Below are 23,120 nucleotides of genomic sequence, written 5' to 3'. Positions count from 1 at the left end.
CCGCGGGTCAGGACTTCAGGACTTCACGATCTCGACCCTCGGCTCGTGGTCGTGCCAGGTGCAGAAGACGGAGACGCTCGCGGTGTCCGCCGTGAACTCCACCCGGATCCATTTCGGGTGCTTCCAGACCTGCATCGACCAGCCGGTCGCCGGCGTCGCCGAGACCAGCGTGGCGGAGGTCTTCCCCAGGTCGAAGGTGACCCGGCCGCCGTCGGTGTTGTAGCTCTTTACCTGGCCGTTCGCGGCCGCCGACGGGCTCGGCGGGGACGGGGAGCCCGGCGGGCGGCCGCCGGCACCGTCCGGTGTGCGGCTGGGGGCGGGGGTGTTCCGGGCGGCCGGAGTGCCCGACGGCGACTGGGGACGCTCCGGCGACTGGGACGGCTTGTTGTCCTGGTCGCCGCCGGGCCGCCGCGTCGACGACGCCTGCGGCTTCGCGCCCTGGGCGGTGCCGCTCCGCTCCGGCAGGCCGGTGGGGATCGGAAGTGCCTGCGGAGGGTCGTACGCCGTCCCCGCCATCACCGTGTGCACGCCCCACCACGACAGCGTGACCGCCGCGCCCGTGGCGAGCGACCACGCGATGGCGTGTACGAATCCTCGTTGCATCGGGGCCATACTGCACCACCTGCCCCGCGCCCCGCCTCACGGGACCCGTATCCCCCACATGGCGTACGGTGCCGCCCATGGCAAGTGTGCTCGTGGTCGAGGACGACCAGTTCGTACGTTCCGCCCTCATCCGGCACCTGACCGAAGCCACCCACACGGTGCGCAGCGTCGGTACGGCACTTGAGGCGCTGCGCGAGGTCGCCCATTTCAGCTTCGACGTGGTCATTCTCGACCTCGGTCTGCCCGATCTCGACGGGTCGGAAGCGCTCAAGATGCTGCGCGGCATCACCGACGTACCCGTGATCATCGCCACCGCGCGCGACGACGAGGCGGAGATCGTACGGCTGCTCAACGACGGCGCCGACGACTACCTCACCAAGCCCTTCTCGGTCGAACACCTGTCCGCGCGCATGGCCGCCGTGCTGCGGCGTGCCCGCGCCGTCGCGGGCGCCGAGCCGCCGTCCCGCGTGATCCAGGTCGGCGGGCTGTCGATCGACCCGCTGCGCAGGCAGGCGGAGCTGGACGGCGGGCGGCTCGACCTGACCCGCCGCGAGTTCGACCTGCTGGCCTTCCTCGCGGGGCGGCCCGGAGTCGTCGTATCGCGCAAGGAACTGCTCGCGCAGGTGTGGCAGCAGAGTTACGGCGACGACCAGACCATCGACGTCCACCTGTCCTGGCTGCGGCGCAAGCTCGGCGAGACGGCGGCGAACCCGCGCTACCTGCACACCCTGCGCGGCGTCGGCGTGAAGCTGGAGCCGCCGCTATGAGATGGGCCCTGGTCAAGGTGAGCCTGGCGGTCACCGTGATGGTCGTGGTGGCCTTCGCCATACCGCTCGGGCTCGTCATCAAGGAGATGGCCAGGGACCGGGCCTTCTCCAACGCCGAACGCTGGGCCGCGACCATCGGCCCCACCCTCTCCATCACCACCGACCGCGACTCGCTCAACCGGGCCGTCCAGACCACCGAGGTCGGCATCGACGGACGCATGGCCGTGCACGTCCCGGCGTCCGGCGAACCGGGCAGCCTGCCGCTGGAGATCGGGAGGCGGCGGGCTGCGCAGCAGGACCTGGAGACCACGCGGCAGATCGGCCGCGCCTCGATCTCGGAGGTGACGGGCGGCTTCGCGCTGCTCCAGCCCACCGCGGTCGCCAGCGGCAAGATCGCCGTCGTCGAGGTCTTCGTACCCGAGGACGACGTCAGCAACGGCGTGGCCATGGCCTGGCTCGTGCTGGCGGGGGTGGGCATCGCCCTGATCGTGGGCTCGGTGGCGGTCGCGGACCGGCTCGGCGTACGCATGGTCCAGCCCGCTCAGCGGCTCGCGGGCGCCGCGCACGACCTGGGGGAGGGCAGGCTCGGCGTACGCGTCCCCGAGGAGGGCCCGACCGAACTGCGGTCCGCCGCCGTCGCGTTCAACTCCATGGCCGACCAGGTGGTCCAGCTCCTCGCCAACGAGCGGGAACTGGCCGCCGATCTCTCCCACCGGCTGCGCACCCCGCTGACGGTGCTGCGCCTGAACGCCGCCTCGCTGGGGGAGGGCCCGGCCGCCGAGCAGACAAGGGCGGCGGTCGAGCAGCTCGAGCGCGAGGTCGACACGATCATCCGTACGGCGCGCGACCAGCGGACGCAGGCGAACGGTGTTCCGGGCCCCGGGCCCGGCTGCGACGTGTCCGAAGTCGTACGCGAACGCATGGGCTTCTGGTCGGCGCTGGCGGAGGACGAGGGCAGGAAGGTGCGTCTCGCGGGCGTGGAGCGGCCGGTACGCATCCCGGTCGCCCGGCCGGAACTGGCCGCCGCGCTGGACGCGTTGCTGGGCAACGTCTTCCGGCACACCCCCGTGGGCACGGCCTTCTCGGTGGACGTGCACAACGGCGACGACGCCGTCATCGTCCTCGTCTCGGACGCGGGACCAGGCATCTCCGACCCGAAGGCGGCGCTGGTACGCGGCAACAGCGGCGGCCGGGACGGGTCCACGGGCCTGGGCCTGGACATCGTGCGGCGGGTCGCGGAGTCGACGGGCGGCGACGTACGCATCGGGCGCTCGGTGCTCGGCGGTACGGAGGTCCGCGTCTGGATCGGGCTCGGACTCGACGGCCGGCGCGCGGCGGGGGACCACAGCGGTCACCGGCTGGGACGGCGCAAGCGGGGGACCGGTACGGGCAGGGGTACGGGGTCCGGGAAGCGGTCTTCGGGCGTGAACCTTTGACCGTTGCGGCACGGGCGCGAAGTGGCGCGGTCCCGGCGGCCCCGGACGGGCGGGCGCCGGGACCGGCACGCCAAGCGGCGCGCCCATGGGCCGGACAGCCGGGCTGTCCGGCCCCCGGCTGACCGGCCGACCCGGCCGTCCGGTCAGCCGGTTATCCGGCGACGTTCGCGTAGACGCGGGTCGCGAACTCCGCGATCTGTTCGTCGCTGAGGTTCTTGGCGAGGTTGGCCTCCGTGATCATTCCGACCAGCTGGTGGCCGCCTGCGACGTCGATGACGGGGAGGCGCTTGATCTGGTGCGTCTCCATGCTCTGCAGAGCCTCGTTGGCATCCGCGTCGGCATCGATCCAGTGCACGTGTCCGCCGAGCGTGCCGGCCTGCACCGTTGCCGGGTCGACGCCTTCGGCGCAGCACTTCACGACGATGTCACGGTCGGTGATCAGGCCGGTGAGCCTGTTGTCGTCGCCGCAGATGGGCAGACAGCCGACGTTCAGGTCGCGCATCATCTGCGCCGCGTCGAACAGCGACTGGTGTGCGCCGACACACTGAACCCCGCTGGTCATGATTTCGCGGGCCTTAAGCTGCTTGTTCGTAGCCATGATGTCTGGATTCCTCCCGCATTCGGGACCTTGTTCTCTCCTCCATCGATGACAACACGGATGGCCTACCGGCGCTCCCCGGGACCGTACGGGGCGCGCGGCAGCCGCAGAACGTCCACAGGGGTGGACACGGAGCGACGTCTGGGCTCAGGAGCCGGAGGGGGCGGCGTAGTCCCCGAAGCCGACCCAGTCGAGGGTTACGCAGGGTTCGTCGCCGAGTACCCAGGCGTCGTGGCCGGGGGCGACGGAGATGAAGTCGCCCGGTCCGGCTTCTCCGCTCTCGCCGTCGTCCATGACGATCTTCATCCGGCCGCTCACGACGTAGCCGACGTGGGAGGCCTGGCAGCTCTCGGTCCCGGCGATGGGCTTGACGTGCTCCGACCACCGCCAGCCCGGCTCGAAGACCGCGCGGCCGACCGGGCCACGGTCCGTGGTGAGCAGATCCAGCCTGCCCTTACCGTCCTCGAACGGTCGGGTCTCATCTGCGGAGTCGAAGTTCTTGCACACAAGCGCGGTCATGACCATCCGCCTCCCGGCGGCGCGAGCGACCCCCGAGTCCGCTTCCAGACTACGCGCGCCGGGCTCCGGGCGTGAGCGGTCCCCACACAGCCGAGGGTCCGCCCGCCCCCACCGCCGCAGTGGGACGGACGGACCCTCGGCAGCGGAGAGCGCCCGGCGGGAGCCCCCCGGCCCCCCGCGATCACTCCTCCAGCATGGGATACGGCAGCACGCCCGTCCTGGCCACCCGTCCGTACCACTCCGCGCTCGACTTCGGCGTGCGCCGCTGCGTCTCGTAGTCGACGTACACCGCGCCGAACCGCTTGCTGTAGCCGTACGACCACTCGAAGTTGTCCATCAGCGACCACAGGAAGTAACCCCGCACATCCGCGCCGTCCAGCATCGCCCGGCGCACCGCCGCCAGGTGGCCGTGCAGGTAGCGGATGCGGTCCGGGTCGTGGACCGTGCCGTCGGCGGCGGGCTTGTCGTCGTACGCCGCGCCGTTCTCGGTGATCATCAGCGCGACTCCGGGCGCCTCACGGGCGTACCGCATCAGCAGGTCGTACAGGCCGGTCGGGTCGACGGACCAGTCCATCGCCGTCAGTTCGCCCGGCGGCTGGTGGAAGGTGACGGCCTCCGATCCGGGCCAGGGCGAGTAGTCGCTGACGCCGTGGCCGTCACGGTTCGCTCCCGCCGGGGAGGGGGCGTCGGCCGCCGAAACCACCGCCGGCGCGTAGTAGTTGATGCCCAGGAAATCCAGCGGCCGACCCGCTGTCGCCGCGTCCCCCTCCTGTACGAACGGCCAGTCCGTCAGGTGCGCGGTGTCGGCCAGCAGGTCGGACGGGTACGCACCGGTCAGCATCGGACCCGTGAAGACCCGGTTCGCGAGGGCGTCGATACGGCGCTGTGCGTCCAGATCGCCCGCCGACCCCGTCAGCGGCCTGACCGCACTCGGGTTGAGGCTTACGCCGATCCGCGCCCGCCCGGGCAGCGCGGCGCGCAGGGCCTCTACGGCCAGGCCGTGTCCCAGGTTCAGATGGTGGGCGGCGCGCAGGGCGGCCACCGGGTCGGTACGGCCGGGCGCGTGCACCCCCGACCCGTACCCCAGAAAGGCGCTGCACCAGGGCTCGTTGAGGGTCGTCCACATCTCGACACGGTCGCCCAGCGCCCGGGCCACGAGCCCCGCGTACTCCGCGAAGCGGTACGCCGTGTCCCGCACCGGCCACCCGCCCGCATCCTCGAGCTCCTGCGGCAGATCCCAGTGGTACAGGGTCAGGCTGGGCGTGATCCCGGCCGCCAGCAGCTCGTCCGTCAGCGCGCGGTAGAAGTCCAGGCCGCGCTCGACGGCCGGACCCCGGCCGGTGGGCTGCACGCGCGGCCAGGACACCGAGAAGCGGTACGCGCCCAGCCCCAGGTCCGCCATCATCCGTACGTCGTCCCGCATCCGGTGGTAGTGGTCGACGGCCACATCGCCCGTGTCGCCGCCCAGCACCTTCCCCGGCGTACGACTGAAGGTGTCCCAGATCGACGGGGTGCGGCCGTCTTCCTGTGCCGCGCCCTCGATCTGGTACGCGGCGGTCGCGGTGCCCCAGAGGAATCCGGGCGGAAAGCTCTCATTGCTGCCGGTCATGGAAGCGCTCCTGGTGGTAGGAGAAGGGAGATGGGAGAGGGGGGAGAGAAGAAAGGGAGGTGGAAGTCGTCAGCCCTTGACCGCGCCCTGCATGATCCCGCCCACGATCTGCTTCCCGAAGAGCACGAAGGCCAGCAGCAGTGGCAGCGTTCCCAGCAGAGCGCCGGCCATGATGACCGACTGGTCGGGTACGAAGCCCTGGCCGAGGTTGGCGAGGGCCACCTGAACGGTGGGGTTGTCCTGCGTCAGCGCGATGACCGGCCAGAAGAAGTCGTTCCACGCGGCCACGAAGGTGAGCATGCCCAGCACCGCCATCGCCGGCCTGGCGGCGGGGAAGACGATGTGCCAGATGATCCGCAGGCTGCTCGCGCCGTCCACCCGTGCCGCCTCGACCAGTTCGCTGGGCAGCGCCTGCACCAGGTACTGGCGCATGAAGAAGACCCCGAAGGCGCTGACGAGAGTCGGCAGAATGACGGCCTGGAGCTGGTCGGTCCACTGCAGCTCGGCGACCGTCATGAACAGGGGTACGACGCTGAGCTGCGGCGGCACCATCATCGTGGCGACGACCAGCAGCATCAGCACGTTCTTGAAGCGGAAGCGCAGCTTGGCGAAGGCGAAGCCGGCGAGGGTCGAGAAGAGCACCGTACCCAGTGCGATGGTCCCCGCCACCACTGCCGTGTTGAGCAGGGCCAGCCCCATGTTGGCGTCGGTCCACGCCGTCTGGAGGTTCTTGAAGAGGTTTCCGCCGAACCAGAACGGCGGTGGTGTCTGGGACAGCCGGGTGTTGTTGCGGGAAGCCGCGATCGCCGTCCAAACGAGCGGGAAGAGCGAGCCGACCGTGAAGATGATCAGCACGGCGTAGGTGAGGGGGCCGCCGTGCAGATGGCGCCCGGCGCGAACGCCCAGTGCCGGCTTCATCGGCTGCACTTGCCGCATGGGTCGCATTGGTTTCTTCGCCTTCTTGGCCTTCATCGCCTTCATTCGCTCTTCCTCAGGCGGCGCGCGATCAGCAGGTACACACCCGCCACGATCAGCAGAATCAGGAACATCGCCCAGGCGATCGCGGAGGCCCGCCCGAGGTGGAAGTTGAACCAGCCCTGTTCGTACAGATAGAGCCCGAGCGTCTGGAACTGGTGCGACGCCCCGCCCTTCTGCCCGCCCGCCCCGCCGAACAGCAGCGGCTCACCGAACAGCTGGGTCGCGCCGATCGTCGAGACCACGACGGTGAAGAGGATCGTCGGCCGCAGCGAGGGAATGGTGACGTGGACGAACTGCTGCCATCGGGTCGCCCCGTCCAGCGCGGCCGACTCGTACAGATCGTTCGGCACGGCCTGCATGGCGGCCAGATAGATCAGCGCGTTGTACCCGGTCCACCGCCAGATCACGATCGTCGACACCGCGACCTGCGACGACAAGGTCCCGCTCTGCCAGTCGACCTTCCCGAACCCCACCGCGTCCAGGGCCCAGTTGATCATCCCGTAGTCGCGCCCGAAGAGGAGCACGAAGACGAGCGTCGCTGCCGCCACCGACGTGGCGTACGGCGTCAGGATCGCGACGCGGAAGAAACCCGAGGCGCGCAGCCGGTAGTTGAGCAGATGCGCGATGCCCAGCGCCATCAGTAGCTGCGGCACCGTCGAGATGATCCCGATGGTGAAGGTGTTGCGCAGCGCGTTCCAGAAGAACTCGTCCCCCAGCAGCCGCGTGTAGTTGTGCAGCCCCACCCACTCCAAGTCGTTCGGCGCGGACAGCGACACACGGTGCAGCGACGACCAGCCCGTGTAGAGGAGGGGGAACACCCCGAAGGCCGCGAAGAAGACGAAGAAGGGTGCGACGAAGGCGTACGGGCTGTACTTCGTGTCCCAGCGGTAGCGCCTGCTGCGCCACACCCGGCGGCGGTCGGTGCCCTGCGGCCGCTCGACGACCGCCGGGCCCGTGCGGTCCGGGACCGCGTCCCCCGAGGAGGGGGACGCAGCCGGGCCGGTCTGGTCGGTGTACGGACGCATCAGCCGTCCACCGCGTTGTCGATCTCCTTCAGGGCTGCCTGCCAGCCCTCCTGCGGGCTCTTGCCCTGCTGCTCCACCTGGAGGATGCCGACGTCACCGAAAGCGGTGCCGATCTGCTGGTCCTTCGGGCCGATCACCAGCGTCGGAATGCCCTTGGCCGCGTCGGCGAAGAGCTGCCCGGTCGGGGCGTCGCCGAAGTACGGGTTCTTGGCGGACGAGACCACGTCCATCTCGTACGCCGACGGGGTGGACGGGAAGCTCGCCTGCTTGTCGAAGAGCTTCGCCTGCTGTTCGGGTGCGGTCAGCCAGGCCGCGAGCTTGATCGCCTCAGCCTTGTTCTTGCCCGCCTTCGGTACGCCGATGAACGAGCCGCCCCAGTTCGCGGGTTTCGGGGCCGCCGCCATGTCCCACTTGTCCTCGCCGGCCTTGCCTGCCTTCTCCTTGATGTAACCGAGCATCCAGGGCGGGCACGAGACGGTGGCGAAGGTGCCGTTGGCGTACGCCTGGTCCCACGCCTTGTCGAACTGCTTGAGCTTGCCGGTCAGTCCGCCCTCGGCGGCCTGCATTGCCAGGTCCCAGGCCGTCTTGACCGCCGGGCTGTCCTTGTAGATCAGCTTGCCCTCGGCGTCGTAGAACCGCTCCGCGTAACCGTTGTTGACGGCGGCGAAGAGACCGGCCGCCGAGTCGGTGAAGGCTGTCCCCTTGGGCCCCTTCGCCTTGTACTTCTTGCCCGCGTCGACGTACTTCTGCCAGTCGCCCGCCCACAGCTTGCCCACCGCCTCGCGGTCGGTCGGCAGCCCGGCCTTCTCGAACAGGTCCTTGCGGTAACACATGCCCATCGGCCCGATGTCCGTGCCGAGCGCGACGGTCCGCCCATCCTTGGTGGACCCCTGCGCCCACTTCCAGTCCAGCCAGTTCGACTTGTCGACGCCGGGCGCCTTCGACAGGTCCTCGAACTTGTCGGCCTGCGTGGTGACGATCTCGTTGATGTTCCCGACCTCTATGGCCTGGATGTCCTGGAGGCCGCTGTTGGCCGCGAGGTGCGTCAGCAGTTCCGGGTAGTACGTGTCGTTGCGCTCGGTCACGTCCTCCTTGATGACGATGTCCGGGTGCAGCTTCATGTACTCGTCGTAGAGCCCGGCCTGCTTGTAGCCGAAGACGCCGAAGGTGCCGATCTCGATGACGGTCTTGCCCTTGGCGTCCTTCTTGCTGCCGCCGGAGCCGCCGGTCCCCTCGTCGCTGTCCTCGGCACAGCCGCCGAGCAGGCCTGCGCCGAGTGCGACCACGGCGGCGACGACCACCGCCCTGTGACGCGTTCGGGTGCTGGTGCGCATTGCGTCCTCCTTGTGCCCTGACGTGCCGACCCCCGGCCAACTGTGTTGGTACACATCTGAGTTGCTGCTGCGGCCCGGGCGGGGAACGTGCGGGTTGTGTATGAGTCAGGTACTGTGGGAGCGCTCCCATGTGTGATGTGTTGAAGGTTCGCGGCTCCTTGCGGGAGTGTCAAGGCGCCGGACGGCGGGATTTCCCGCCCGAGACCGTTATGAGATATTGCGCAGCGCCGGACTGCCACCGGACGGCGACCGGACGGGGCACAGTAAGGGGAGGTCGGACATGGTGACGCGTGGAATCCGGGGGCAGGGGAGCCGGAGCGGCGGGCGGCCGACCCTTGAAGAAGTGGCGGCACGCGCCGGGGTCGGCCGGGGCACCGTCTCACGGGTGGTCAACGGTTCCCCGCGGGTCAGCGAGGAGACCCGCGCCGCCGTCGAGGCCGCCGTGGACGAGCTGGGGTACGTACCGAACCGCGCGGCCCGCGCCCTCGCCGCCAACCGCACGGACGCCATCGCGCTCGTCGTCCCCGAGGTCGAGTCCCGCTTCTTCGCGGAGCCGTACTTCTCCGACATCGTGCGCGGCGTCGGCGCCGCCCTCGACAGCACCGAGATGCAACTGCTGCTCACCATCGTCGGCAACGACCGCGAGCGAAGCCGCCTCGCCCGTTACCTCGCGGGCAACCGCGTGGACGGCGTCCTGCTCGTCTCCGTGCACGCCGACGACCCGCTGCCCGAGCTGCTGGTCCAGCTGGACATCCCGGTCGTCCTCAGCGGCCGCCGCTCCGAAAACGAGCCGCTCGCCTGGGTCGACGCGGACAACGTGGCAGGCGCGCGGAGCGCCGTCTCCCACCTCATAGCCCGGGGCCGGCGCACCATAGCCACCATCACGGGCCTGCTCGACGTGTACGGCGCGCAGTGCCGCCTCGACGGCTACCGCCAGGCACTGGCCGCGGCCGGCCTCGATGCCGACGAGGGGCTGGTGGCCCCCGCCGACTTCACCGAGGAGGGCGGCCGCCGCGCCATGACCGAACTCCTGGAGCGCCGCCCGCAACTGGACGCGGTCTTCGTGGCCTCCGACGTGATGGCGGTGGGAGCCCGCCAGGTGCTGCGCGAACGGGGCCGCACGGTCCCGGACGACGTGGCCCTGGTCGGCTTCGACGACTCGGCCATCGCCCACCGGATGGACCCGCCCCTGACCAGCGTCCACTGGCCCATCGAGGAGATGGGCCGGGAGATGACCCGCGTCCTGCTCGCCGAGATCGCGGACCGCCGCCCAGCGACCACCCGCGGCACCAAGGGCCGCCAGATCGTACTCCCGACAAAACTGATACCCCGCGCTTCGTCCTGACGCCCGGCCGTCTCGCCGCTCATCCTGCTCGCTACATCGAGGTCGAGCGCGCTACCTGCTACGGGCGTCTCGGTCTCGGGGTTGAAGCAGGGGCGCTTTGGGGGCAGGCGCTCCAAGTCGTGCCGGAGACCGCACACCGTGACCGTGGGGTGTACCTCGCGCGGCACGCCACAGCCGCCGCCACCGCACGCGAGCCCGATCAGGCTGTGGAGATCGCTCGTCAGGTGGCACAGATTGGCGTCGAGACACGGTCAGCCCGGATGCTCCGCGAACTGCGGGCCCTGGAGCACGCCATGCGGCCGTGGCAGGATGCCCCGATCGGCCAGGAGGTCGATGAGTTGCTGGCCCCAGTGACTGAGAGGGGATGATGTGGCGCAGGGACTGGTACCGCTGACGGACCACGAGATAGCTGAGCGTCTGGAGCAGCTGCCTGGCTGGGAGCAGCAGGGGAATGAGATCACCCGCCGGTACGACATTCGGTATCACGCGGGCGTGGCGGTGATCGTGCATGTGGCAGACCGCGAGCGCCGGATCCAGCACCACGCGGACATCGACCTGCGGATCGACCATCTGCGGTTCGGCATCACGACCCACGACGCGGGCCATGTGCTGACCGCAGCAGACTTCGAACTGGCTGCCCGGATCGACGCGATCGTCGAGGCGCACAAGGCGATCCCACTCGACTGACCCCGGACACCCCCACAATGCGCCCCTCCCACCCGAAGGTGAGAGGGGCGCGGTCGTTCATGGGTACTGGCGGCGGAACGGACCCCCCGACCGCGTAGGTCGGGGGCGTAGCGACCGCTCCCTGGTGCCTGGGGCAGGGAGGGCCGATCGTGTGGGGATGACCAGATCTGAGCATCCCGACTCAACGCGAACCTGACGCAGCAGACGGTCGCTGAGCGGACCGGGATGGAACGGGCGACGTACAACCGCATTGAGCGCGGACACAATGCGCCCTTACTGGACACGCTGATCCTCATCGCCGACGCGATCGGCGTACCGCTCTCCGACCTCGTACGGGGGTAGATCGGGCAGCCGCTCATCCTGCTCGCCGTCGAGCGGCCGCCCGACTCACCTGCGCTACGCGGAGACGATCACTCGCCCCGGATGCGTCAACCAGACCTCTTGACCGCGGGCCGTGACAGTCAGCCCGAAGTCGTCGGAGCTCGGGCTACCGAGAGCCTCGTACTCCGCGTACACCTTCTCGATCTCCCGCCACAGGTCGCGCTCGCCGAACTGCCACGCCTGCTCATCCGGCTCGCAGCACGCCCCCGAACCGGTCTGATCCATCAGCCACACCTCGACCGTGCCGCCCTTCTCGGCATGGATCATCGAGACGCCCGGCAGCCGGGCGCCGGCATACATCGCGAAACCGAGGTTGAGCAGCCGCCGGGGGTCCAGGCCCGTGTCGGTCGCCCGTCCGGTGGCCTGAACCGGCGGACCGTCCGGCGTGCGGTGCGACCGCATCGGCATGTACGAGGCGCCGCCACGGATCGGCCCCGACGCCCGGCCGTCCTGTACGGCCAGCTGGACCACCGCGCCGCTCCAGAAATCGCGAGCGAGGGGGGTAACGAGCATGCCGCCCGGCCGTACCTGCCGCACCAGCTCGTACGGCACGTGCCGGATGGCGCACGTCGAGATCAGCCGGTTGTACGGGGCTGCCTGCCGGCACCCTTGCTCGCCGTCCCCGGTCACGACCGTCGGCGAGTAGCCGGCGGCCGCGAGACGCTCCCGTGCCTGTCGGGCCAGGGTGGGGTCGATCTCAACGCTGACGACGTGGTCATCGCCCAGGCGCTCGGAGAGCAGCGCCGCAACATGACCTGTGCCGGTGCCGATCTCCAGCACCTTGTCGCCGCCCTGCACATCGAGCAGTTGCAGCATGCCGGCGACCATGGACGGTTTGGAGTTCGAGCACGTGGCTACGCCCGGTCCATCGATGGCCCCGTCGTCGACCTGGGTCACGACGGGTTCGTCGCTGTAGACGAGCTGCCGCCACTCGGTGGCTGTGGTGACGAGCTCGCATCGCTCGGCCCCCTGCCGCCACACCACCGGGGGCACGAAGGCATCGCGGGGCACGCGTTCCCACACCTTGCGCCACTCTGGGGATAACAGGCCGCGGATCGCGAGCGCCTCGACGAGCGCGGCGTGCTGTGCCTCTTGCGTCGTCGTCACTGGCCAACCTTGGCGGCGTTGGCGACCTTGGGGCCGGAACCGTCGGGGGACGGCGGCGGGGACGGCGGGGGCGTCCACGGCTTGTCGGAAGGCTGACCGGCGTGCTTTCCGTCATCGGACATGTGACTCTCCTCGTTCGATGTGATGTGCGGGTGGCCTGCCTCGACTGCCGAGGCAGGAGTCATGGGGCGGGCGCCGGACAGGGCTGCGCCCGCGTGCTGGAGATCAGGGGCAGGCGTACACGTCGACGTCCAGAACGTGCACGCCCTGGCGGCCGGTCGCCCGGCCGACGAGTATCGCGCCCGTTGTGAGGGTGCGGCCGCAGGCGTAGCAGGCACGGCCGGCGTACGCGTCGTAACTGAGCTTTTGAGCAGGCGGAATCTTCTTGTATCGGCACCGGGAGCGCACGGGCCTGGTGGTCGCCTTGGCAGCGCGTGTGGTCATGGCTGCCGCTCGCGTGCCGCCTGCTCGCTGGTGTAGTGAGGCCACGTGGTGCCCGAGTACTCGTGCACGTGGTCGTCCTGGTGGTGCGGATCCGAATTCGTGCAGCGGCGGGTCGAGTTCTTCGGCATCGGCACCCAGCAAAGATCGGGGATGGGCAGGGCGACGCGATCGCCGACGCATGCCGCGATCACCGCGCCTGCTCGGCGGGCTCATCGACGAACCCGAACATGATCGTCGCCTCGCGCTTCTCGGCGCACGAGCGGTGAGCGGCCGCGAGCCGGTCGGGGCCCGGGTCACTCACGACCCTCACGCAGACGTCGGCCCCCTTCTCGGGGCAATAAGCACAGTCTTGCCGAGCGTTCTTCATCGTCGGTCACCCCCAGGGCCGGGGCAGGGTGCGGTGCACACATGGCTGTGTGCGGTCGTGAGGAAAGCGGCGTGTTCGGCGAGCCAGTCGAAGAGCTCTGCGCGCCCTCCCTCGACGTCGTCGCAGGTGTGATTCGGCGGTGCGACGATGCCCTCGGCAAGTCCTGCGCTGATCGCCTCGCGTACCGAGTGCCACATCGGCCGATCGTCCAGCGGGGTCGCAAGCGGAGCGCTGTCGAGTATCTCGTCGACGATGACCCACTCGCGGGCGTTCGCGAAGCGGCGCAGTCCGGCGAGAGCCGCCGTCGCGTCTGCGCGAGATCCTTCGTCGCAGGCGTAGAGAACGACCGCGGTACGGCCGATGGCGGCGTTCGCCAAGGCCTGCTGGCGTCGCTCCTGTGCGCGTGTCCTGATCATGCTGTAACGGTCCCGCTACGGTCCGTTGCCGTACAGAACGGGGGTGTACGACTTACGAGATTCGTCACAGTGGGAACCACTCGTTACGTACGACTCGACGCGCCGCGGGAGCGAAGAGTCGTACGTCACGTACGAGTTGAGCAGTCGTCAGAGCGCGGTCTTAGCAGTCGCTGCAGGGAATCCGGCTATCCCGGGCGTAGCGCCGATCAGCTTGGACACTCGGCGAAGTCGAGTGGTCGATGCCTTCCCGACCTTCGAAACGATCACCTGTGGCAGAGCTTGATGGCGTGCCCACTGCGGCGCGTTGCGCAGTGCCGATTCGAGGGTGTCAAGGCTCGCGTCCCACATCTTCGCCTCGGCCTGCGCCATGGCCTTGTCGAGCTCGTACCGGTTCTGTGCGGCCTGGCTGAGCTGCGCCGTGTCGCGAATGGAGTTGATCAGATCGAGCGCTTTGCCGATCTTCCCCAACGACACGTTGATGCCGACTGCCTGCGTGCTCGCCGATACCGGACCGAAGAGCGTCCCGTGCGCTCGCACCTCCTGCCCCATGCGCGCGCCCGCGGCGTGTGATTGCGAGAGGTAGTCGGCAGCCCGTTCCTTGTCGCCCATACGGGATGCGACGACCGCGGCGAAATTGACGTGCGAGCCGTAGACCGTGAGCTGCTCGGGGGTTGCCCGCGAGAACCGAGGCTCGATGTCGGTCGCGGCGCGCTCGGCGAGGTCGAGCGCTTCGGACAGCCGGGCGTCGCGCAGGTACACCCAGGATCGGCCCGAGACGACGAGCGCCTTTCGCAGGTCGTCGCCTGCCTTCTCTGCGGCGCCCTGCGCGTGACCGATCGCGGCGTACGCGAGGTCACGCACGCCCATCAGGTTCGCGACGTACGCACAGATCCGGTATGCGTCGGCCACCAGTGCCCAAGCGGCCGCTTCGTGCCCGGCCGGCTGCTCGTGCAGCCGCGCCGCCGCAGAGCGCAGGAGCGGCGCACCGATCGCGCCCGCTTCGGCGTAGTGACCTTTCCAGTACAGTTCCCACCCCCGGCGGGTGATCTCTTCCAGTTCGTCGAGGGTCGGTGCCTCGATCGTTTGTGTGATGCCCGCCGCGGTGTCGTGAACGGCGTGCGAGAGATCGCGCATCATCGTTCGGTCTTCCTGCCTCAACGCGCGGCGCGGCGCCTGCTGCCCGAGGATCACAGAAGTGTCGACGCTGAGGGCGGCGGCGATCTTGAGTAGGGTCGGCAGCGACAGCCGTTTGTCTTGCTCGGCTGCCTGGATGGTAGGGAGCGACAGACCCGTCATCTCTGCGAGATCAGCTTGCGTGATCTCGCCGCCTCGAAGGATCTTGACACGCTCGCCGTTACTGTAGTCGGACCACTGCGGCATACTGATACTCCGTTCCGTGCTCGACACTTGGAACGGTACGCCTCGAACCCGTTGACAGGCGACAGGAGTTCACCTCCGCCACTCGGCGGGCGTCTTCGCCTGTGCAGCGCCCCACCGAGGGGGCGACGGGGCGCCGCGAGGGGAGATGCTCCCAATGTTGCACGTCACGGCGCTATCTGCGCCGGAACCAGCATGACGAAACCGCCCCTGCCCTCCCCCGAGGGAGAACGGGGGACGATCGAGGAGGCACGAGCGGCGTCGTTGTCGCCCTCGCGCCACTTGACCTGTAGGTGACCGATCCGTCCGCCGTGGAGCGTTCCGCGATGTAGGCCATGGGCAGACGATAGGGCTGTCTCGCGTGGGTGCGGTGCGTCCACGGGGCACCCAATTTTTGAACATGAAAAAGCTCTGACCTGTTTCCACAGGTCAGAGCTTGATCAATCAGGGTGAGTGACGGGACTTGAACCCGCGGCCACCTGGACCACAACCAGGTGCTCTACCAACTGAGCTACACCCACCGTGGCCGGTCGTTTCCGACCGGCTGAGAAAAAGTGTACAGGGTCCCAGAGGGTGCTCGCGCCCAGGTTTAACCGGGCCTCGCCGGGTGCTGATTACGCGTGTTCCGCAGGCAGGACGTACTTCGCGGCGATTTTCTTCGCCGTTTCGGAATCGGGGCCGGGCTGCGGCACGAAGACGGCCTCCCGGTAGTAGCGCAGCTCCGCGATGGAGTCCTTGATGTCGGCGAGCGCCCGGTGGTTGCCGTTCTTCTCCGGGCTGTTGAAGTACGCGCGCGGGAACCAGCGGCGGGCCAGCTCCTTGATCGACGAGACGTCCACGATCCGGTAGTGGAGGTAGGCCTCCAGCGTCGACATGTCACGCAGCAGGAAGCCGCGGTCGGTACCGACCGAGTTTCCGCACAGCGGGGCCTTGCCGGGCTCCTTCACGTGTTTGCGTACGTACGCCAGGACCTGCGCCTCGGCGTCGGCCAGCGTCGTTCCGCCCGCCAGCTCGTCGAGCAGGCCCGAGGCGGTGTGCATCTGCCGCACCACCTCGGGCATGGTCTCCAGGGCCGCGTCCGGCGGGCGGATCACGATGTCCACCCCTTCGCCGAGCACGTTGAGCTCCGAGTCGGTGACCAGTGCGGCCACCTCAATGAGTGCGTCGTCCGTCAGCGAGAGCCCGGTCATCTCGCAGTCGATCCACACCATGCGATCGTTCATGTGTCTCACCCTACGGGGCGTTCCCGCTGGCCGGGGAGCATCGGGCGGCCGGGGGCGTACACATCGGAGCTGGGCTTGCCCGGCTCGTGGCCCGCCGACGGGGTCGCGGACGTGGTCGCCGTGGGACCCGCCGGCGTACTCGCGGCCGCCGTACGCCTGGCCTGCTGCGGCACCGGGCTGTCCGGGGCCTGGCCGGCCCCGGACAGCCCCGGCGGGCCGGAGTGGATCTCGCTCTGCGGCCGCCGGGCCCGGTACGCGGCCCGGTAGGCGGCCGGGGACGAGCCGAGCTGGCGCCGGAAATGTCCGCGCAGCGCGACCGGTGAGCGGAAGCCGCAGCGGCCCGCGACCTCGTCGACCGAGTAGTCGGACGTCTCCAGCAGACGCTGCGCCTGGAGCACCCGCTGAGTGATCAGCCACTGCAGGGGAGCGCTCCCGGTGAGCGAACGAAAACGCCGGTCGAACGTGCGGCGGCTCATATAGGCGCGCGCGGCCAGCGTCTCCACGTCGAACTGCTCGTGGAGATGCTCCAGCGCCCAGGCGACGACTTCGGCGAGCGGGTCGGCGCCGATCTCCTCTGGTAAAGACCTGTCGAGATAGCGCTCCTGTCCGCCGCTGCGGCGCGGCGGTACGACGAGCCTGCGGGCCAGCGCCCCGGCGGCCTCGGTGCCGTGGTCCGTACGCACGATGTGCAGGCACAGGTCGATTCCGGCCGCCGTGCCGGCCGACGTGAGGACGTCGCCGTCGTCGACGAAGAGCTCGCGCGGATCGACGTGCACCGACGGGTAGCGCTTGGCGAGCGTCGGCGCGTACATCCAGTGCGTGGTGGCCGGGCGCCCGTCGAGCAGCCCCGCGGCCGCCAGCACGAAGGCGCCGGTGCACAGCCCGACGATGCGGGCGCCCTCCTCGTGGGCGCGGCGCAGCGCGTCGAGCGCTTCCGGCGGTGGTGGCGAGGTGATGGACCGCCACGCCGGTACGACGACGGTGCCCGCTCTGCTCATCGCCTCCAGGCCGTAGGGGGCGGTCAGTTCGAGCCCTCCCGTGGTCCGCAGCGGCCCGTCCTCGCCCGCGCACACCAGTAGCCGGTAACGGGGCACTCCTGCGTCCTGCCGGTCAATGCCGAACACAGAGAGCGGGATGGAGCTCTCGAAGATGGGGCCACCACTGAAGAGCAGTACTGCGACGATCTCCCGGCGGCGGCGTCCGGAGAGCTTCCGTGCGGCCTCCGGTACGGCAGTGGAGTCCTGGCTCATGACGCTAAGCCCCCCTTGGTGTTCGCGTCCTCTCGGTCCTGCACGTTTCCCCTCGGTCCTGCATGATTCCCCCGCCGTATATACCCATGATCGAATCTACTGTGTTCCGTGGTGCCGGCGTGACAACTTCGGCATTCGGCACTATGTCGACAAGGCCACTTGGCGCGAAGCATTCGATCACGAAGCGTTCCACTCAAGGGCCCCGCAGGGAAGTACGCGTCCCGCTCATGGCCCGTCCCCGTAGGGTGCATTGGCCGGAGACGGTCCTTTCATGCCTGGTGGTACGGGGGTTGGGAGGCCATTTCGCCAAGGGTTGGGTCACGGCCAGAAGTTGGCTGAAAAGGTACGGGCTCGTGTGTGCGGGGCCGTCATTTCCCCGGCGTATTTCCCCCGGCATGGCGCCCGCCCCGGTGCGCCCCCGTCGTCTTCCTCCGTGCCCCGGTGTGTGCGGCTGCCGCCGCCTCGGCCGCCGCGCGCTCGGACCGGCGCAGCAGCACCCGGCAGACGGCGGTCACGGTGGCCAGCCCCAGCGCGGCCGCGGCGGCCCCGCCGAAGGACGTGCCGTACATGACGAGCACCACGGGGACGAGGGCGCAGCTGAACGCGGCCCAGCGAACCACATCACCGACCGTGTCGGCCGGATGCGGCCCGCGGGCCGGCGGTTCGGGCGCCCTGCGGCGGCCGCGCCCCGCGGGGACACCGGCGGCGGGGGCCGGGCCGGGGCCGGGGGCTGGGGCGGGGCTGGTCGAAGGGCCGGTCACGGCGCGCTCCCTCGGTACGCGGGTGGGCGCGTGGCTAACGGGCGGCAGGGCCGTGGGGTCACTCGGTGACCGCCTGCCGAGACACCTGTAAGGGGCAACCGGCATTGCCTTACGGGCCCGGCTCGGGCATGCTCCCTCCAACGCCGTGTGAGGGACCGGCGGGCTCTGGGCAGCAGAGGAGTGTCGCCGTACCCTTGGGGGTATGGGGTTGGGAAGATGATTCCCGGACACAGCTCCACCGCTCTTTGCCGCTCCTTCCCTCAATAAAAGCGACCCCTCCCAAGAGGACTTCTTCGCCGAGACACCCATGGCCGGTCACGAAACCCCCGAACCCGCGGACCGCAAGCAGGTCGTCGATCCTCTGGACGACCTCCGGGCGGTGGAACAAGCGCGCCACTCCTGCGATCCCGCCTTCCAGCACGGCGTCGTCGTCGGCTTCGACGGCTCCACCTCCAGTGAGCGGGCGCTTTCGTACGCCATCGGCATGGCGGTGCGGTCGGGCTCCGGCCTGATCATCGTCCATGTCGCCAACCGGCTGCCGACCACGGTCTGGGCGGGCTGCGAGCCCCCGGTCTTCGTGGACGTACCGGATCACCGCACCGAGGTGCTCGGGCTTGAGCTGGCCTGCGCGGACTATCTCGCCGAAGTGCCGTGGATCCTCGTGGAGCGCGGCGGCGACATCTGCCACGAGCTGGAGGAGGTCGGCCAGGAGTACTCGGCCGACGCCATCGTGGTCGGCTCGACGCACGGGATCGTCGGGCGGATCTTCGGCTCGGTGGCGGGCCGGCTGGCGCGGCGCGCGCAGCGGCCGGTCATCGTGATCCCGTAACGCGACACGTCACGTACAGGATCACGACGACCCAGGTTTCGGCTGCTACTCGACCGTCACTGACTTGGCGAGGTTACGCGGCTTGTCGATGTCGCGACCCATGGCCAAAGCCGTGTGGTATGCGAGGAGTTGCAGCGGAATGCCCATGAGAATGGGGTCCAGCTCCGTCTCGTTCTTCGGCACCACAATGGTGTGGTCGGCCTTTTCCTGCTCGCGGTGCGCGACCGCCAGGATCCGGCCGCTGCGCGCCTTGATCTCCTCCAGCGCCGCGCGGTTCTTCTCCAGCAGCTCGTCGTCGGGCACGATCGCGACCGTCGGCAGCGCGGGCTCGATCAGGGCGAGCGGGCCGTGCTTCAGCTCGGAGGCCGGGTACGCCTCAGCGTGGATGTAGGAGATCTCCTTCAGCTTGAGGGAGGCCTCCAGCGCCACCGGGTAGCCGCGCACGCGGCCGATGAACATCATCGACTGGGCGCCGGCGTACTCCTCGGCGATCTTCTTGATCTCTTCCTCGGTCTCCAGGATCGCGGCGATCTGGGCGGGCAGCTTGCGCAGGCCGGCGATCAGGCGCTTGCCGTCCGAGACGGACAGGTCACGGATGCGGCCCAGGTGCAGGGCGAGCAGCGCGAAGGCGACCACCGTGTTGGTGAAGCACTTGGTGGAGACGACGCAGACCTCGGGTCCGGCGTGCACGTACATGCCGCCGTCGGCCTCGCGGGCGATCGCCGAGCCGACGACGTTGACCACACCGAGGACACGGGCGCCCTTGCGCTTCAGCTCCTGCACGGCCGCGAGGACGTCGTACGTCTCACCGGACTGGGAGACGGCGACGTAGAGGGTGTCGGGGTCCACCACCGGGTTGCGGTAGCGGAACTCGGACGCGGGCTCGGCGTCGGCGGGGATACGGGCGAGCTCCTCGATGAGCTGCGCGCCGATCATGCCCGCGTGGTACGACGTACCGCAGCCGAGGATCTTGACGCGGCGGATGCCGCGCGCCTCGCGGGCGTCGAGGTTCAGGCCGCCCAGGTGCACGGTGGAGAAGCGGTCGTCGATGCGGCCGCGCAGCACGCGGTCCACGGCGTCGGACTGCTCCGAGATCTCCTTGTGCATGTACGTGTCGTGGCCACCCATGTCGTACGACTCGGCCTCCCACTCCACGGTGGTCGGCGTGGCCGTCGTACGGGAGCCCTCGGTGGTGTACGTACGGAAGTCGTCGGCCTTGAGGGTGGCCATCTCGCCGTCTTCGAGGGTGACGATCTGGCGGGTGTGCGAGACGAGCGCCGCGATGTCGGAGGCGACGAACATCTCCTTCTCGCCGATGCCGAGCACGACCGGCGAGCCGTTGCGGGCGACGACGATGCGGTCCGAGAAGTCGGCGTGCATGACGGCGACGCCGTACGTGCCCTCGACGTGGCGCAGCGCCTCGCGGACCTTCTCCTCCAGCGTCACGGCCTGCGAGCGCGCGACGAGGTGGACCAGGACCTCGGTGTCGGTCTCGGACAGGAACTCGATGCCGTCGGCGACCAGCTTGGCGCGCAGCTCGGTGGCGTTGTCGATGATGCCGTTGTGTACGACGGCGACCTTGCCCTCGGAGTCGAGGTGCGGGTGGGCGTTCTCGTCGCTCGGGGCGCCGTGGGTGGCCCAGCGGGTGTGCGCGATGCCGGTGGTGCCGGCGAAGCGCTTGGGGACCTTGGCCTCCAGGTCGCGGACGCGGCCCTTCGCCTTGACCATCTTCAGGCCGCTGGCCTTCGGGCTCGTGATCACGATGCCCGCCGAGTCGTAGCCGCGGTACTCCAGGCGCTGGAGGCCTTCGAGCAGCAGCGGGGCGACGTCGCGCTTGCCGATATAACCGACGATTCCGCACATAAAGTGTGTATCCCTCGAGTCGTTGAGTAGGTGCTCAGCCGTAGACGATGCGGCGCAGCTGCCGGAGCGACAGCTCGGGCGGCGCCACGGCGCGGTGCGGCATCTCGGCCGCGATCCGCTCGAAGATCTCCGCGTTCACCAGGCCGCCGGACTGCAGCTCACGATGCCGGCGGCGCACGAAGTCCTCGGCCGTCTCGTCGAAGTACGCCAGTACGTCGAGCACCACCCGGGCGGCCTCACCGCGCGGGAGCGCGGTGCTGCGGACCAGGTGGTCGATGAGGTCGTCGTACGGGGACGACGGGCGGCGTTCGAGCACCCGTAGATACTGCGGGGGATCCGGAGCGTACGCAAGAAATCTGCCCGCAATCGGGCAGGATTTCCGTCACAAAGCGAAAAGGGCAGGTCGCGCCCGGATGTCGGCCGTGCATGTCTCCGCGGCGACACAGGGGGGAGAAGTGGTCTACACCCTTGACCCTGAAGTGTGGCGCGCGATACCCATGGTGACCGTTCGCCTGCACCATGCCACTGTCGCGAAGCCCGCTGAAGGGACCGCCCGTGAGTCAACGCAGAAGGATTCCGCGCCTGTTCGCCCCGCTGCTCCTGGTCGTAGCCGCCGGCGCGACGAGTGTCGCGACCACTCCGGCGGCCGCCGAGCCGGCCGAGCGGGCAAGACCGTTGAGCCAAGTGATTCCGGCGCCCGCCTCCGTCTTGGAGGGCGGGCCTTCTTATGCCCTCACGGACCGCACACGCATCCGGGTGGACGACGACTCGCGGGAGGCACGGCGGATCGGCTCGTACCTCGCGGACATACTGCGTCCGTCCACCGGTTTCGAACTGCCCGTCACCGAGTGGGACGCCAAGGACGGCATCCGGCTGCGGCTCGGGTCGAGGGACGCCTCGCTCGGCGACGAGGGCTACCGGCTGGAGTCCGGCCGCCACGGCGTGACCATCACCGCCCGCAAGCCCGCGGGGCTCTTCCACGGCGTGCAGACGCTCCGCCAGTTGCTGCCCGCCTCGGTGGAGAAGGACACCCGGCAGCGGGGGCCCTGGACGGTCGCGGGCGGCACGATCGAGGACGCGCCGCGCTACGGCTACCGGGGCGCGATGCTCGACGTGTCACGGCACTTCTTCAGCGTCGACAAGGTCAAGACGTACATCGACCAGATGGCGCTCTACAAGGTGAACAAGCTCCACCTGCACCTCTCCGACGACCAGGGCTGGCGCATCGCCATCGATTCCTGGCCGCGGCTGGCGACGTACGGCGGCTCGACACAGGTCGGCGGCGGCCCCGGCGGCTACTACACGAAGGCCGACTACCGGGAGATCCTGCGGTACGCCGCCTCCCGCCACCTGGAGGTCGTCCCCGAGATCGACCTGCCCGGCCACACCAACGCGGCCCTCGCCTCGTACGCCGAACTGAACTGCGACGGCGTCGCACCGCCCCTCTACACGGGCACGGACGTCGGCTTCAGTTCGCTGTGCGTGCCGAAGGACATCACGTACGAGTTCGTGGACGACGTGGTGCGTGAGATCGCGGCGATGACGCCCGGCAAGTACATCCACATCGGCGGCGACGAGGCGCACTCGACCCCGCACAAGGACTACGTCGCCTTCATGGACAAGGCGCAGGCCATCGTGGGCAAGTACGGCAAGACGGTGATGGGCTGGCACCAGTTGACGGGCGGCAACCCGGTCAGGGGCGCCGTCGTCCAGTACTGGGGGCTCGACAAGACCTCCGACACGGAGAAGGCACAGGTCGCCGACGCGGCCAGGAAGGGGACCAAGCTGGTGCTGTCGCCGGCCGACCGGGCGTACCTCGACATGAAGTACAACAAGAGCACACCGCTGGGGCTCGCCTGGGCGGGCTATGTCGAGGTGGAGCGCTCGTACGACTGGAACCCGGGAACGTACCTGCAGGGCGCGCCGGCCGAGTCGGTGCTCGGCGTCGAGGCGCCGCTGTGGTCGGAGACGCTGTGGACCAGTGACCAGGTCGAGTTCATGGCGTTCCCGAGGCTGCCGGGCATCGCCGAGCTCGGCTGGTCACCCGCGGTCACCCACGACTGGGACACGTACAAGGTGCGACTGGCGGCCCAGGGGCCGCGGATGTCGGCGCTCGGGATCGACTACTACCGCTCGCCGCAGGTGCCCTGGCCGGCGGAGTAACCGGCCGCCGGATGGTGCGGCGGGCGTCCGTGAGGGCC

The 23,120-nt window shown here is 69.5% G+C and carries 23 protein-coding genes, 1 tRNA gene and 1 pseudogene; 7 read left to right on the top strand and 18 right to left on the bottom strand.

Annotated elements, in window-relative coordinates:
* Positions 1–15: 15 nt before the first annotated feature.
* On the bottom strand, positions 16–603 hold the full coding sequence (locus G412_RS0107725; protein ID WP_037648143.1) for a hypothetical protein: 588 nt from the start codon (positions 601–603) through the stop codon (positions 16–18).
* A 77-nt stretch (positions 604–680) separates the two neighbouring features.
* On the opposite strand from G412_RS0107725, the gene G412_RS0107720 reads away from it, so the two are divergent.
* Positions 681–1,370, top strand: coding sequence for a response regulator transcription factor (locus tag G412_RS0107720; RefSeq protein ID WP_028811585.1), 690 nt, complete (start codon positions 681–683; stop codon positions 1,368–1,370).
* Positions 1,367–2,806 (top strand): sensor histidine kinase, encoded by a 1,440-nt coding sequence (locus G412_RS0107715; protein ID WP_028811584.1) that lies wholly within the window; start codon positions 1,367–1,369, stop codon positions 2,804–2,806. The genes G412_RS0107720 and G412_RS0107715 overlap by 4 nt, the downstream gene beginning before the upstream one ends.
* A gap of 151 nt (positions 2,807–2,957) precedes the next feature.
* Here the strand turns inward: G412_RS0107715 and G412_RS0107710 are convergent, their stop codons facing one another.
* From G412_RS0107710 to G412_RS0107685, 6 genes are all read right to left on the bottom strand, one after another.
* On the bottom strand, positions 2,958–3,404 hold the full coding sequence (locus tag G412_RS0107710) for a CBS domain-containing protein (protein WP_028811583.1): 447 nt from the start codon (positions 3,402–3,404) through the stop codon (positions 2,958–2,960).
* A 147-nt stretch (positions 3,405–3,551) separates the two neighbouring features.
* Entirely contained in the window at positions 3,552–3,923 is a 372-nt protein-coding gene (locus tag G412_RS0107705) for a cupin domain-containing protein (RefSeq protein WP_028811582.1), read from the bottom strand.
* A gap of 181 nt (positions 3,924–4,104) precedes the next feature.
* Positions 4,105–5,532, bottom strand: a complete 1,428-nt coding sequence (locus tag G412_RS0107700) for a GH1 family beta-glucosidase (RefSeq protein WP_028811581.1) — start codon at positions 5,530–5,532, stop codon at positions 4,105–4,107.
* Between the two features lie 69 nt (positions 5,533–5,601).
* Positions 5,602–6,450: a carbohydrate ABC transporter permease gene (locus G412_RS0107695; RefSeq protein WP_028811580.1), complete on the bottom strand. Its 849-nt coding sequence runs from the start codon at positions 6,448–6,450 to the stop codon at positions 5,602–5,604.
* 59 nt (positions 6,451–6,509) lie between these two features.
* On the bottom strand, positions 6,510–7,535 hold the full coding sequence (locus G412_RS0107690) for a carbohydrate ABC transporter permease (protein WP_028811579.1): 1,026 nt from the start codon (positions 7,533–7,535) through the stop codon (positions 6,510–6,512).
* The gene (locus tag G412_RS0107685; RefSeq protein WP_028811578.1) at positions 7,535–8,869 is read right to left on the bottom strand and encodes an ABC transporter substrate-binding protein; all 1,335 of its coding nucleotides are present in this window, start codon (positions 8,867–8,869) and stop codon (positions 7,535–7,537) included. Before G412_RS0107685 ends, G412_RS0107690 begins: the two co-directional genes overlap by 1 nt.
* A 280-nt stretch (positions 8,870–9,149) precedes the next feature.
* Between G412_RS0107685 and G412_RS0107680 the strand changes: the two genes are divergently transcribed.
* From G412_RS0107680 to G412_RS33605, 3 genes and pseudogenes are all read left to right on the top strand, one after another.
* Positions 9,150–10,214, top strand: a complete 1,065-nt coding sequence (locus tag G412_RS0107680) for a LacI family DNA-binding transcriptional regulator (protein ID WP_028811577.1) — start codon at positions 9,150–9,152, stop codon at positions 10,212–10,214.
* A 369-nt stretch (positions 10,215–10,583) separates the two neighbouring features.
* A complete protein-coding gene (locus G412_RS0107670; RefSeq protein WP_028811576.1) occupies positions 10,584–10,901 on the top strand; it encodes a 4a-hydroxytetrahydrobiopterin dehydratase in 318 nt (105 codons plus the stop codon).
* 189 nt (positions 10,902–11,090) lie between these two features.
* Positions 11,091–11,243: pseudogene (locus G412_RS33605) on the top strand (helix-turn-helix domain-containing protein); the annotation flags it as partial.
* A gap of 54 nt (positions 11,244–11,297) precedes the next feature.
* On the opposite strand, the gene G412_RS0107660 reads toward G412_RS33605, so the two are convergent.
* The 9 genes from G412_RS0107660 to G412_RS41570 form a co-directional block, all read right to left on the bottom strand.
* Positions 11,298–12,389, bottom strand: coding sequence for a methyltransferase domain-containing protein (locus G412_RS0107660; protein WP_028811575.1), 1,092 nt, complete (start codon positions 12,387–12,389; stop codon positions 11,298–11,300).
* The gene (locus tag G412_RS41355) at positions 12,386–12,511 is read right to left on the bottom strand and encodes a hypothetical protein (protein ID WP_279626758.1); all 126 of its coding nucleotides are present in this window, start codon (positions 12,509–12,511) and stop codon (positions 12,386–12,388) included. Before G412_RS41355 ends, G412_RS0107660 begins: the two co-directional genes overlap by 4 nt.
* A gap of 103 nt (positions 12,512–12,614) precedes the next feature.
* Positions 12,615–12,833 carry a hypothetical protein gene (locus G412_RS33600; RefSeq protein ID WP_037648047.1) on the bottom strand — a complete coding sequence of 73 codons (219 nt, stop codon included), beginning with the start codon at positions 12,831–12,833 and terminating at the stop codon, positions 12,615–12,617.
* Between the two features lie 363 nt (positions 12,834–13,196).
* Positions 13,197–13,616 carry a hypothetical protein gene (locus G412_RS0107635; protein WP_157839069.1) on the bottom strand — a complete coding sequence of 140 codons (420 nt, stop codon included), beginning with the start codon at positions 13,614–13,616 and terminating at the stop codon, positions 13,197–13,199.
* Between the two features lie 147 nt (positions 13,617–13,763).
* On the bottom strand, positions 13,764–14,996 hold the full coding sequence (locus G412_RS0107630) for a helix-turn-helix domain-containing protein (RefSeq protein WP_028811571.1): 1,233 nt from the start codon (positions 14,994–14,996) through the stop codon (positions 13,764–13,766).
* A gap of 445 nt (positions 14,997–15,441) precedes the next feature.
* Positions 15,442–15,514, bottom strand: a tRNA-His gene (locus G412_RS0107625).
* 93 nt (positions 15,515–15,607) lie between these two features.
* Entirely contained in the window at positions 15,608–16,216 is a 609-nt protein-coding gene (orn, locus tag G412_RS0107620; RefSeq protein ID WP_028811570.1) for an oligoribonuclease, read from the bottom strand.
* A 5-nt stretch (positions 16,217–16,221) separates the two neighbouring features.
* Complete coding sequence (locus G412_RS0107615; protein ID WP_028811569.1) at positions 16,222–17,466, bottom strand: helix-turn-helix domain-containing protein; 1,245 nt, start codon at positions 17,464–17,466, stop codon at positions 16,222–16,224.
* 368 nt (positions 17,467–17,834) lie between these two features.
* On the bottom strand, positions 17,835–18,227 hold the full coding sequence (locus tag G412_RS41570; protein WP_028811568.1) for a hypothetical protein: 393 nt from the start codon (positions 18,225–18,227) through the stop codon (positions 17,835–17,837).
* Positions 18,228–18,534: 307 nt separating this feature from the next.
* Between G412_RS41570 and G412_RS0107605 the strand changes: the two genes are divergently transcribed.
* Positions 18,535–19,056, top strand: a complete 522-nt coding sequence (locus G412_RS0107605; protein ID WP_028811567.1) for a universal stress protein — start codon at positions 18,535–18,537, stop codon at positions 19,054–19,056.
* A gap of 45 nt (positions 19,057–19,101) precedes the next feature.
* On the opposite strand, the gene glmS is transcribed toward G412_RS0107605, so the two are convergent.
* Both glmS and G412_RS0107595 read right to left on the bottom strand, forming a co-directional pair.
* Positions 19,102–20,919, bottom strand: a complete 1,818-nt coding sequence (gene glmS, locus G412_RS0107600) for a glutamine--fructose-6-phosphate transaminase (isomerizing) (RefSeq protein WP_028811566.1) — start codon at positions 20,917–20,919, stop codon at positions 19,102–19,104.
* 34 nt (positions 20,920–20,953) lie between these two features.
* Complete coding sequence (locus tag G412_RS0107595; protein WP_028811565.1) at positions 20,954–21,235, bottom strand: hypothetical protein; 282 nt, start codon at positions 21,233–21,235, stop codon at positions 20,954–20,956.
* 203 nt (positions 21,236–21,438) lie between these two features.
* On the opposite strand from G412_RS0107595, the gene G412_RS0107590 reads away from it, so the two are divergent.
* The gene (locus G412_RS0107590; RefSeq protein ID WP_051338197.1) at positions 21,439–23,082 is read left to right on the top strand and encodes a beta-N-acetylhexosaminidase; all 1,644 of its coding nucleotides are present in this window, start codon (positions 21,439–21,441) and stop codon (positions 23,080–23,082) included.
* Positions 23,083–23,120: the final 38 nt, after the last annotated feature.

The sequence above is a fragment of the Streptomyces flavidovirens DSM 40150 genome, from assembly GCF_000429085.1.
Lineage (GTDB): Bacteria > Actinomycetota > Actinomycetes > Streptomycetales > Streptomycetaceae > Streptomyces > Streptomyces flavidovirens.
This window is presented reverse-complemented; position numbering and strand designations above follow the sequence as displayed.

What these genes read in the sequence shown, in the direction of transcription:
- G412_RS0107725 (WP_037648143.1), bottom strand. Translation starts at nt 603, where the DNA reads ATGCAACGAGGATTCGTACACGCCATCGCGTGGTCGCTCGCCACGGGC.
- G412_RS0107720 (WP_028811585.1), top strand. Translation starts at nt 681, where the DNA reads ATGGCAAGTGTGCTCGTGGTCGAGGACGACCAGTTCGTACGTTCCGCC.
- G412_RS0107715 (WP_028811584.1), top strand. Translation starts at nt 1,367, where the DNA reads ATGAGATGGGCCCTGGTCAAGGTGAGCCTGGCGGTCACCGTGATGGTC.
- G412_RS0107710 (WP_028811583.1), bottom strand. Translation starts at nt 3,404, where the DNA reads ATGGCTACGAACAAGCAGCTTAAGGCCCGCGAAATCATGACCAGCGGG.
- G412_RS0107705 (WP_028811582.1), bottom strand. Translation starts at nt 3,923, where the DNA reads ATGACCGCGCTTGTGTGCAAGAACTTCGACTCCGCAGATGAGACCCGA.
- G412_RS0107700 (WP_028811581.1), bottom strand. Translation starts at nt 5,532, where the DNA reads ATGACCGGCAGCAATGAGAGCTTTCCGCCCGGATTCCTCTGGGGCACC.
- G412_RS0107695 (WP_028811580.1), bottom strand. Translation starts at nt 6,450, where the DNA reads ATGAAGCCGGCACTGGGCGTTCGCGCCGGGCGCCATCTGCACGGCGGC.
- G412_RS0107690 (WP_028811579.1), bottom strand. Translation starts at nt 7,535, where the DNA reads ATGCGTCCGTACACCGACCAGACCGGCCCGGCTGCGTCCCCCTCCTCG.
- G412_RS0107685 (WP_028811578.1), bottom strand. Translation starts at nt 8,869, where the DNA reads ATGCGCACCAGCACCCGAACGCGTCACAGGGCGGTGGTCGTCGCCGCC.
- G412_RS0107680 (WP_028811577.1), top strand. Translation starts at nt 9,150, where the DNA reads ATGGTGACGCGTGGAATCCGGGGGCAGGGGAGCCGGAGCGGCGGGCGG.
- G412_RS41355 (WP_279626758.1), bottom strand. Translation starts at nt 12,511, where the DNA reads ATGTCCGATGACGGAAAGCACGCCGGTCAGCCTTCCGACAAGCCGTGG.
- G412_RS33600 (WP_037648047.1), bottom strand. Translation starts at nt 12,833, where the DNA reads ATGACCACACGCGCTGCCAAGGCGACCACCAGGCCCGTGCGCTCCCGG.
- G412_RS0107635 (WP_157839069.1), bottom strand. Translation starts at nt 13,616, where the DNA reads ATGATCAGGACACGCGCACAGGAGCGACGCCAGCAGGCCTTGGCGAAC.
- G412_RS0107630 (WP_028811571.1), bottom strand. Translation starts at nt 14,996, where the DNA reads ATGCCGCAGTGGTCCGACTACAGTAACGGCGAGCGTGTCAAGATCCTT.
- orn (WP_028811570.1), bottom strand. Translation starts at nt 16,216, where the DNA reads ATGAACGATCGCATGGTGTGGATCGACTGCGAGATGACCGGGCTCTCG.
- G412_RS0107615 (WP_028811569.1), bottom strand. Translation starts at nt 17,466, where the DNA reads ATGAGCCAGGACTCCACTGCCGTACCGGAGGCCGCACGGAAGCTCTCC.
- G412_RS0107605 (WP_028811567.1), top strand. Translation starts at nt 18,535, where the DNA reads ATGGCCGGTCACGAAACCCCCGAACCCGCGGACCGCAAGCAGGTCGTC.
- glmS (WP_028811566.1), bottom strand. Translation starts at nt 20,919, where the DNA reads ATGTGCGGAATCGTCGGTTATATCGGCAAGCGCGACGTCGCCCCGCTG.
- G412_RS0107590 (WP_051338197.1), top strand. Translation starts at nt 21,439, where the DNA reads ATGCCACTGTCGCGAAGCCCGCTGAAGGGACCGCCCGTGAGTCAACGC.